Below are 9818 nucleotides of genomic sequence, written 5' to 3'. Positions count from 1 at the left end.
CGCTGGGTGGTAGAGCAGAGTCTCGCGCTCCCGCACCGGTTCCGCCGCCTGCGCATCCGCTGGGAGATCCGCGACGACATCCACGAAGCCTTCCTCAGCCTGGCCTGCAGCATCATCTGCCGGCGCCGACTGAAGAACCTCGCACACTGTCAGGAGTTCTAAGCTAAGAGCCATCACGTAATGCAGGCGGAGACGCGTCTTGCCGCGGTGATTGCTCCGTTTACCGGATGTCGAGCTTGAGGTTGTGAAGTGCCGCGACACCCGCGACGGCGTGGTTGATCGCGTTGCCGCGGCGTCGGCACTGGCGGACGATGGACGACCCGCGCCACACGCAAATCCTCTTCAATCCAGGGCTGCAAAAGGCCCTGCCGAGTCAACCGCAGCGGGGTGCCCGCCCCGCACGGGGCCGCACCCACGCGGCAGCCCACAGGCCGGAATCTTCCGGCCGCCGCGGGCCTCTGCCCGACAAAACACACCGACCGGTACCGGACAAACCCCGAATGAGACCCCACCCGCGAACGAGCGGCACAAGGCCCACGTCGGAACAGCCGGCCGCACGGACCACACACCACCCAGGCGCGCCCGCTCCGTACAGACACCGGACGGACATCACAGCATCACGTGATGACTCTTAGCGCAGGAGCAGTTGGACGCCGCCCACGATCGTGGCCGCGATCACCAGTTGCTCGAACAACCGCTGGTTGATCCTGTTCACAGCCCATTTCCCGATGAACGCGCCGGGTACGACGAAGACGGCGAGCGCGGCGTCCAGCACCAGCGAGCGGCCGTCGATGAGGCCGAGGCCCGCACTGAAGGGCACCTTGGACACGTTCACGATCAGGAAGAAGAACGCGGACGTCCCCAGGAAGCCCAGCTTCCGGAAGCCCGCCGACAGCAGGTACATCGACATGACGGGGCCGCCCGCGTTGGCGACCATGGTAGTGAAGCCGCCGAGGACGCCGTACGAGCGGGCCTTGACCCGGCCCGACCGGGTGGCGACCGAGTCCGGTTCGTCCTCGGTGTTCGCGGTGCGTCTGCGCCACAGGGTGACTCCGGCCATCAGCAGCAGGATCGCGCCGATCGAGGTCCGTACGACCGCGTCGTCGGCCCAGACCAGGAACAGCGTGCCGACCACCACGCCGGCCGCCACCGCCGGGAACAGCCGCCACAGGGTGGGCCAGTGGGCGTGCCGCCGGTAGGTGGCGACGGCGAGCACGTCACCGGCTATGAGCACCGGGAGCAGGACTCCGGTGGAGGCGCGGGCGGGCAGGACGGCTGCGAAGACGGCCAGGCTGACCGTGTTGGCCCCACTGACCGCGGTCTTGGAGAAGCCGACGAGGAGCGCCGCGAAGGCGAGCGCGGCGAACTCCCAGCTGGTGATGTGCCAGAGCGTCATCGTGTTCATGCGGAGACCGATGCTATGCCCACGCATCCGGCGCACGTAAGGAGCATCTCGTCTGGTGGCCCCTGGGGACCCGTCCGGCAATTCCCGTCAAATCCATCCAAGTACACCCGGAACGAGGGAGACGGGAATCGGCGGGACAGTGCCTAGTCCCGCTCCACCAGCACCGCGCTCCCCTGCCCCACGCCCACGCACATGGTGGCCAGGCCGCGCCCGGCGCCGGTGCGGCGCATCCGGTGCAGCAGCGTGGTGAGGATGCGGGCGCCGGAGCAGCCCAGTGGATGGCCGAGGGCGATCGCGCCGCCGCTGGGGTTGACCAGGTCCGGGTCGATGCCGAGCTGGTCGACGCAGGCGAGGGCCTGTGCGGCGAACGCCTCGTTGAACTCGGCCTCCTGGACGTCGTCGATCTTCCAGCCCACGCGCGCCAGCGCCTTGCGGGTCGCGGGCACCGGTCCGATGCCCATGACGTCGGGGTGGACGCCCGCGGAGGCACCGGCGACGTACCGGCCGAGCGACTCCAGGCCCAGCTCGTTCAGGGCTTCCTCGCTGACCAGCAGCAGTCCGGCGGCGCCGTCGTTCATCGGCGAGGCGTTCCCGGCGGTGACCGTGCCGTCCTGCCGGAAGACGGGCCCCAGCCGGGACAGCTTCTCGAGTGAGGTGTCCTCGCGGATGCACTCGTCGCTGTCGACGACGGTGCCATCCGGGCGCTCCACGGGCAGGAGTTCGGCGTCGAAGTGGCCGTCCTTGCGTGCGGTGGCGGCCCGTTGGTGGCTGCGCAGGGCGAATTCGTCCTGACGTTCACGCGGAACGCCGTACCGCTCCGCGACCTCCTCGGCGGTCTCGCCCATGGAGAGCAGGCCGTGCAGGTCCTTCATCGCCGGGTTGACCAGGCGCCACCCCAGGCGGGTGTCGGCGGTCTCCATGCGGTGCGGCAGGGCCTCGTCGGGGCGGGGCAGGACGAAGGGGGCGCGGCTCATCGACTCGGAGCCGCCCGCGATCACGGTGTCGGCCTCGCCCGCGGCGATGGTGCGGGCGGCGGTGGTGACCGCCTCGAGGCCGGAGGCGCACAGCCGGTTGACGGTGGCGCCGGGGACGGTCTCGGGGAGGCCGGCGAGCAGGGCGGCCATGCGGGCGACGTTGCGGTTGTCCTCGCCGGCCTGGTTGGCCGCGCCCCAGTACACGTCGTCGACGCGAGCCGGGTCGAGCGCGGGCACGTCGGCCACCAGGTGGCGGATCACGGTCGCCGCGAGGTCGTCGGGCCGTACGCCGGACAGGGCGCCGCGCAGCTTTCCGATGGGGGTGCGGCGGGCGGCCGCGAAGTGGACGGGACGCACGACAGGACTCCTGACCTACGACGTTGCGGATCATCCGGAACCGAGAGGCACCACCCACGTTAATTAGCAGTGCTAGTTTTGGACTATAGACCTCCGACCCGTCTCCTGGGAAGATCCACCGGACCTTCACCGAGCCGCTGGAGGAGAGATGGACCACGTCCGCGAGCACGATCTCACCGGCACCCGGGGCACGGTCGTCGCGTATGAGTGGCCACACCCCCGGCCCCGGTACGTGGCCCTCGTGGCGCACGGATACGGCGAGCACATGGGCCGCTACGCGGGCCTCGCCGCCGCACTCGCCGGGCACGGCGCCGCCGTCTTCGGGCCCGACCACATCGGGCACGGGAAGTCGGCAGGTGAGCGTGTCGTGATCGAGGACTTCGAGGACGTGGTCACCGATCTGCACGCCGTGGCGGCGCCGGCGCGTGCCGCGCATCCCGGGCTGCCGGTGGTCCTGGTCGGCCACTCCATGGGCGGCCTGATCGCGGCCCGGTACGCGCAGCGGTACGGTGCCCGGCTCACCGCGCTCGTCCTGTCCGGCCCGGTGATCGGCACATGGGAGCTGCCCGGCAGGCTGCTCGCGCTCGACGAGATCCCGGACACCCCGATCAGTCCGCGCGCGCTGTCGCGTGACCCGGCCGTGGGCGCCGCCTACGCGGCCGACCCGCTGGTGTGGCACGGCCCGATGAAGCGGCCGACCCTGGAGGCGTTCGTCCGCACCCTGGACACCGTCGAGCGGGCGGGTGACGTCGGCTCACTCCCGCTGCTGTGGCTGCACGGCGGCGACGACCGGCTCGTCCCGCTGCCCGGCAGCCGCCCCGGCGTGGAACGGCTCGGCAGCGGACGGGCGACGGAGCGGATCTACGCAGGGGCGCGACACGAGGTGTTCCACGAGACGAACAAGGAGGAGGTCTTCGCGGACCTGACGGCGTTCCTGGACACGGCACTGACCGGCTGAGCCCGCCCGCTCAGTGCACGGGAATCCCGAGCAGCCGCCCGATCGTGCGGAGCACTCCGTTGTCATTGTTGGACGGGGCCAGGTGGCGGGCCCGGCGGACGACCTCGGGGTGGGCGTTGGACATGGCGAAGGACCAGTCGGCGGCGTCCAGCATCTCCAGGTCGTTGAGGTAGTCGCCGAACACCATGGTCTGCGCGGGCGTGATGCCGAGTTCGCGCTGGAGTCCGCGCAGGGCGGCACCCTTGTTGGCGGTGCGGTTCATGACGTCGACCCAGTGCTCACCGGAGACGACGACCTGATGCGTGGCGGCGAAGTCCGCGAGGGCGGGCGCGGTGGTCCGCTCCGCCGGGCCGAAGTCGAACAGGGCCACCTTGATCACGTCGTCGTCGACGGCCGTGACGTCGTCGACGATCAGGTGCTCGACGTAGTACCGGCGCACCTCGGCCAGGAACGCCTCGTCGGTCCGCTCGACGTAGGCGGACCGCTTGCCGCAGACGACGGCGCCCACGTCGGTGCCGCCGGCGACGAGCCGCCGTACGGTCCGGGCGATGTCCGCGGCGACGGCCTGGTCCAGCGGATCCGAGCTGAGCTCCACCCCGTCGCGCACCACATACGTGCCGTTCTCAGCGATGAACGCCATGCCCTCGGCGACGTCTGCGAACTGCCGGGCCAGCGTGGCGTACTGGCGGCCGCTGGCCGGGCTGAACAGGACGCCGCGGCGGCGCAGTTCGGCCAGCATCGGCCACAGGCCCGCCGGGATGCGCTTGGCGTCGTCGAGGAGGGTGCCGTCCATGTCGGTGACGACGAGCCTGATGTCGGCGGCGGCCGGGACGGGGCCGGAGGCGGTGAGGAGGGGCGCGGGGGTGGCGGGCATGTCCTGCTTCCGGTCGGGAACGGGTCGTACGGGGTCGTACGGTGAACGGCCGTACGGAGGTATTCGCACGCCAGTGTTACGCATGGGCCGTACGGTCCCGGAACCGCCCGCTGTGCCGATACCCGGGACATCCTGATCACCGGGCGGCACAATGCCGGTGGACAACGGCACCTGAGAAGGGCAGGGACGTGAGCGAGGGCCACCCCCCGACTGGCGCGGAGGCGCGGCTGAACACCTCCGTGGCGCACAACGCGCGGGTCTGGAACTACTGGATCGGCGGCACGGACAACTACGAGGTCGACCAGCAGGTCGGCGAGCACGTGGCCGGGATGTTCCCGGTGATCCGGGCGGTGGCGCGCGCGGACCGCGAGTTCCTGGGGCGGGCGGTCGGCTTCCTGGCCGGTGAACGTGGGATGCGGCAGTTCCTGGACATCGGCACCGGGCTGCCGACCGTGAACAACACGCACGTGACAGCCCAGCGGATCGCGCCCGAGTCGCGGATCGTGTACGTGGACAACGACCCGATCGTGCTGGTGCACGCCCGCACCCTGCTCACGAGCAGCCCGGAGGGTGTCACCGACTACATCGACGCCGATGTGCACGACCCGGAGGGCATCGTGCGGCGAGCCGCCGAGACCCTCGACCTGGAGCGGCCGGTCGCGGTGATGATGCTCGGCATCCTGAACTTCGTGCTGGACGCCGACAAGGCGCGCGACATCGTGCGCCGGGTGATGGCGGCGGTGCCCTCCGGCAGCTTCCTCGTGCTCACGCACCCCACCTTCGACGCCGAGCTCGGTGGCGCGGGCAACGTCGCCACGATGGAGTTCTGGAACGCCAACGCCACCCCGCCCATCACCGCCCGCAGCCGCGCGGAGGTGACCGCCTTCTTCGACGGTCTCGAACTGCTGGATCCCGGCCTGGTGCCGTGCTCGCAATGGCGCGCGGGACCCGACTCCCCCGCCGCGGTACCGCAGTTCGGCGCGGTGGCCGTGAAACCCTGACCGTGCACGCGCACAGCCGAGTCCGTCCAGGAGGACGTATGGCCACCCTTGCCGACCCCGTGCCCGGCGGGCGTCCCGGCGACGTCGAGCGGGCCACGGAACTCGCGGCCGAGCTGGCCGGCCGGGGCGTGCACGGGATCGTCCTGGCCTACGTCGACACGGCGGGGGTCGGCCGGGTGAAGACGGTGCCGACGGCCCGGCTCGCCGACGCAGTGGCCTGGGGCGTCGGCATGTCCCCGGTCTTCGACACGTTCCTGGCCGACGACTCCGTCGTCACCACCGACGTACTCGGCTCGCCGGACGGCGATCTGCGGCTCTTTCCGGACCTGGACCGGCTGGTGGTCCTGGCCGCGCAGCCCGGCTGGGCCTGGGCCCCGGTCGACCGGATCACCCAGGAGGGCGAGCGGCACCCCGGGTGCAGCCGCACGTTCCTGCGCCGGACCGTCGCGGAGGCCGAGGGGCGGTCCGGCCTCAGGTTCAAGGCCGCCATCGAGATCGAGTGGTCGATCGGCCTCGGGTCGGCGCCCGGCGGGGAGTTCGTCCCGGCGGTGTCCGGTCCGGCGTACGGCGCGACCCGGCAGGTCGAGCTGAGCGACTACACGTCCGACCTGCTGGCGGCCCTCGCGGCGCAGGGCGTGGAGGTCGACCAGGTTCATCCCGAGTACGCGGCCGGGCAGTTCGAGGTGTCGGTGGGTGCGCTGGACCCGGTGGCTGCGGCCGATCGGAGCGTCCTGGTCCGGCAGACGATCCGGGCGATGGCCGGGCGGCACGGCCTGCGGGTGTCGTTCGCCCCGGCCGTGTCCGCGACGGGCGTCGGCAACGGCGGCCATCTGCACCTGTCCTGTCTGCGCGACGGCCGGAACCTGCACACCGGGGGCGACGGCCGGTACGGCATGACGGCCGAGGCCGAGTCCTTCGTGGCCGGGCTGCTCGCCCACCTCCCCGCGCTGACGGCCGTGACGGCGCCCAGCCCGGCCAGCTATCTGCGGCTCAGACCCTCGCAGTGGGCGGGGGTGTTCACCGCCTGGGGCCGGGAGACGCGCGAGGCCGCGCTGCGCGTGGTCACCGGCACGCTCGGCCGCCGGGAGCGGGACGCCAACCTGGAGGTCAAACCCGTCGACCTGGCCGCCAACCCGTATCTCGCCCTCGGCTGCGCCGTCGCCGCCGGCCTGGACGGGATCGATTCCGCCGCCGCCCTGCCGGAGGAGATCACCGGCAACCCGGCCCGGTTCGGCGCCGAGGAGGCGGCGGCCCGGGGCGTACGGCGGCTGCCGACCTCACTGACGCAGGCCGTCGCGGAGTTCCGCACCGACGAGGTGCTGCGGACCGCGCTCGGTCCTGTCCTCGCGGACGCGGTGACGGCCGTACGGCTCGGAGAGGCCGCCGCCGTCGAGGGGTTCGACGACGCGCGCGTGGCGGCGGCCTACCGCTGGGTCTACTGACGATGGGGCCGATCCAGGAGGCGCTCGACGCGCTGCCGCTCGTGGACCACCACTGCCACGGCGCCGTCACCGCCGACCTGTCCGCGGGGGACTTCGCGTCGCTGCTCACGGAGGGCGGTGCCTGGCCCGGCGTGTCCCCCTTCGACAGTCCGGTCGGGGTGGCCGTACGACGCCACTGCGCACCCCTCCTCGACCTCCCCCGGCACGCGCCCGCCGCCGACTACCTGGCCCGGCGGTCCGCCCTGGGCTGGCGCGAGGTCAACCGGCGTTTCCTGTCCGCCGCGCGGACCGAGGTCTTCTGCGTCGACACGGGGTATGCCCCGCACTCGCTCACCTCCCCGGACGAACTGGCCCATGCGGCGGGCGCGACGGCCTACGAGGTCGTACGGCTGGAGGCCCTGGCCGAGGCGGTCGTCGCGCAGGGCGTCGAGCCGGACGAGTACGCGCGCGTGGTCGGCGCGGCAGCAGGCGAGGCCGTACGGAAGCCGGGCGTGGTGGCGGTGAAGTCGGTGGCCGCCTACCGCACGGGCTTCGACCTGAACCCCGCCCGGCCGACGGACGCGGAGGTCACGGAGGCGGCCCGGCGCTGGCTCGCGCGCGGCGGCCGACTCGCCGACCCGGTCCTCGTACGGCACCTGCTGTGGACCGCCGTCGACCTCGGTCTGCCGCTCCAACTGCACACCGGCTTCGGCGACGACGACATCCGGCTGCACCACGCCGACCCCGCTCTGCTCACGGACTGGCTGCACCTCACGCGCGGCACCGTTCCCGTCCTGCTGCTGCACTGCTGGCCGTACCAGCGTCAAGCCGCCTATCTGGCCGCGGTGTTCGAGCAGGTGTACCTCGACGTGGGACTGGCCCTGCACCACACCGGCCCGGCCCGCTCCCGGGCCGTCCTGGAGGAGGCACTGGAGATCACCCCGTTCCGCAAACTGCTCCACAGCTCCGACGCCTACGGCGTGGCCGAATTCCACCACCTCGGCGCGCTGTGCTTCCGGCAGGGGCTGGCCGCACTGCTCCAGGACCGGGTGGACGCCGACGAACTGAGCCTGCCCGACGCCCTGCGGATCGCCACCTGGACGGGCCGCGACAACGCCCGCCGCCTGTACGGACTGCCCACACCCGACTCCGCCCGCGACTGAGCGCGCACGACACCCGGAAAGTATGATCAAGCAATGTCTGACTTGACCGAAACCACGCCTGGCTGGCTCTCCCCCGACGAGCTGGAGATGGCACGCGCCCGCATGCCGATCCTGTACGTCGAGGCCGTGCCCGTGCGTGTCGACGACAGCGGCGAGGTCACCAGCATCGGTCTGCTGCTGCGCATCGGCCCCGACGGGACGGTCAGCCGGACCCTCGTCTCCGGCCGTGTCCTGCACCACGAGCGGGTCCGCGACGCGCTGCTGCGCCACCTGGAGAAGGACCTCGGTCCCGTGGCCCTGCCCCGCATCCCGGCCTCGCTGCAGCCGTTCACGGTCGCCGAGTACTTCCCGACGGCGGGCATCACGCCGTACCACGACCCGCGCCAGCACGCGGTGTCCCTAGCCTACATCGTCCCAGTCACCGGCGACTGCCGCCCCCGGCAGGACGCGCTGGACCTGGTCTGGTTCACCCCGCAGGAGGCCGGTTCGGCAGCGGTGCAGAGCGAGATGCCGGGCGGACACGGGGTGCTGCTCAAGCAGGCGCTCGCACACGTGGGGCACGTTGCCTGAGCCGAGTGTGGGCCGACCTGACAGCCAGCCAATTTCCTGGTCCTCAGCCGACCTCGTCGTGACGGGACTTCAACGAGGCTTCTGCGGCTCCCTCTCGGGCGTCCGGCGCAGTCGCCCCTTGGCGGGTGCGCGGCGACTACCGCACACTCGTTCCCATGACACCGACTCCGCAGGCCATTCTCGACGCCCTGACCCCCAGCGCGACCTTCCTCGTCCTCGACATCGATCCGGACGGTGAGGACGCGGCACGCCAACTCCTCGCCGATCTCGCCGGGTTGACCCGGTCCATAGGCTTCCGCGAGCCGGAGGGGCGGCTCAGCTGTGCGGCCGGTGTCGGCTCCACCGCGTGGGACCGGCTCTTCGACGGTCCACGCCCCGCCGAACTGCATCCGTTCCGGGAGTTGTCCGGACCCCGGCACCACGCTCCCGGCACGCCCGGAGACCTGCTCTTCCACATCAGGGCCGCCCGCCCCGACCTCTGCTTCGAGCTGGCCTCCGAGATCATGGGCCGGCTGCGGGGCAGGGTCACCGTGCGCGACGAGGTGAGCGGGTTCAAGTACTTCGACGTACGCGATCTCCTGGGCTTCGTGGACGGCACGGAGAACCCCGTCGGCCGCGAGGCGCGGGAGGCCGTGCTGATCGGCGACGAGGACCCGGACTTCGCGGGCGGGAGCTATGTGATCGTGCAGAAGTACCTGCACGACATGGCGACCTGGAACGCCCTGTCGGTCGAGGAGCAGGAGCGGGTCGTCGGGCGGACCAAGATGACCAACATGGAGCTGGACGACGCGTCGAAGCCGTCCGACGCGCACATCGCCCTCACCTCGCTCAACGATCCGGACGGCACCGAGCGGCAGATCCTGCGGGACAACATGCCGTTCGGGAGCGCCGGACGCGGCGAGTTCGGCACGTACTTCATCGGGTACGCCCGTACGCCCTCGGTCACCGAGGAGATGCTGCGGAACATGTTCCTGGGCACGGCCGATGCGCCGCACGACCGGATCCTGGACTTCTCCACGGCCGTGACCGGCTCCCTCTTCTTCGTGCCCTCGGCGGACTTCCTGGACGAGCTTCCCGGTCCCGCGAAGTCCTGAG

9 protein-coding genes and 1 pseudogene are annotated in these 9818 nt (G+C 71.6%); 7 read left to right on the top strand and 3 right to left on the bottom strand.

The genetic code is table 11. The annotated features are described in order from the left end of the window. Positions 1-162, top strand: a pseudogene (locus IEZ19_RS38460) (IS5/IS1182 family transposase); the annotation flags it as partial. 469 nt (positions 163-631) lie between these two features. Here the strand turns inward: IEZ19_RS38460 and IEZ19_RS38455 are convergent. After that, positions 632-1405, bottom strand: a complete 774-nt coding sequence (locus IEZ19_RS38455; RefSeq protein WP_189316032.1) for a sulfite exporter TauE/SafE family protein — start codon at positions 1403-1405, stop codon at positions 632-634. Between the two features lie 143 nt (positions 1406-1548). Beyond that, positions 1549-2736: a thiolase family protein gene (locus tag IEZ19_RS38450; RefSeq protein WP_189316031.1), complete on the bottom strand. Its 1188-nt coding sequence runs from the start codon at positions 2734-2736 to the stop codon at positions 1549-1551. A 148-nt stretch (positions 2737-2884) separates the two neighbouring features. Between IEZ19_RS38450 and IEZ19_RS38445 the strand changes: the two genes are divergently transcribed. Then, on the top strand, positions 2885-3694 hold the full coding sequence (locus IEZ19_RS38445; protein WP_189316030.1) for an alpha/beta fold hydrolase: 810 nt from the start codon (positions 2885-2887) through the stop codon (positions 3692-3694). 10 nt (positions 3695-3704) lie between these two features. Here the strand turns inward: IEZ19_RS38445 and IEZ19_RS38440 are convergent, their stop codons facing one another. After that, on the bottom strand, positions 3705-4568 hold the full coding sequence (locus tag IEZ19_RS38440; protein ID WP_189316029.1) for a Cof-type HAD-IIB family hydrolase: 864 nt from the start codon (positions 4566-4568) through the stop codon (positions 3705-3707). A 188-nt stretch (positions 4569-4756) separates the two neighbouring features. Between IEZ19_RS38440 and IEZ19_RS38435 the strand changes: the two genes are divergently transcribed. From IEZ19_RS38435 to IEZ19_RS38415, 5 genes are all read left to right on the top strand, one after another. Further along, entirely contained in the window at positions 4757-5569 is an 813-nt protein-coding gene (locus IEZ19_RS38435; RefSeq protein ID WP_189316028.1) for an SAM-dependent methyltransferase, read from the top strand. Between the two features lie 38 nt (positions 5570-5607). Beyond that, the gene (locus IEZ19_RS38430; protein ID WP_189316027.1) at positions 5608-7011 is read left to right on the top strand and encodes a type I glutamate--ammonia ligase; all 1404 of its coding nucleotides are present in this window, start codon (positions 5608-5610) and stop codon (positions 7009-7011) included. A gap of 2 nt (positions 7012-7013) precedes the next feature. Then, the gene (locus IEZ19_RS38425) at positions 7014-8153 is read left to right on the top strand and encodes an amidohydrolase family protein (RefSeq protein WP_189316026.1); all 1140 of its coding nucleotides are present in this window, start codon (positions 7014-7016) and stop codon (positions 8151-8153) included. Between the two features lie 33 nt (positions 8154-8186). Further along, positions 8187-8723, top strand: coding sequence for an NUDIX hydrolase family protein (locus tag IEZ19_RS38420; RefSeq protein ID WP_189316025.1), 537 nt, complete (start codon positions 8187-8189; stop codon positions 8721-8723). A gap of 155 nt (positions 8724-8878) precedes the next feature. After that, positions 8879-9817: a Dyp-type peroxidase gene (locus IEZ19_RS38415; RefSeq protein WP_189316024.1), complete on the top strand. Its 939-nt coding sequence runs from the start codon at positions 8879-8881 to the stop codon at positions 9815-9817. The last annotated feature ends 1 nt before the right edge of the window (position 9818 follow it).

This window comes from Streptomyces brasiliensis (assembly GCF_014647875.1).
GTDB lineage: Bacteria > Actinomycetota > Actinomycetes > Streptomycetales > Streptomycetaceae > Streptomyces > Streptomyces brasiliensis.
Note: the sequence above shows the minus strand (reverse complement) of the source record. Positions and strands in the feature narration are given on the sequence as shown.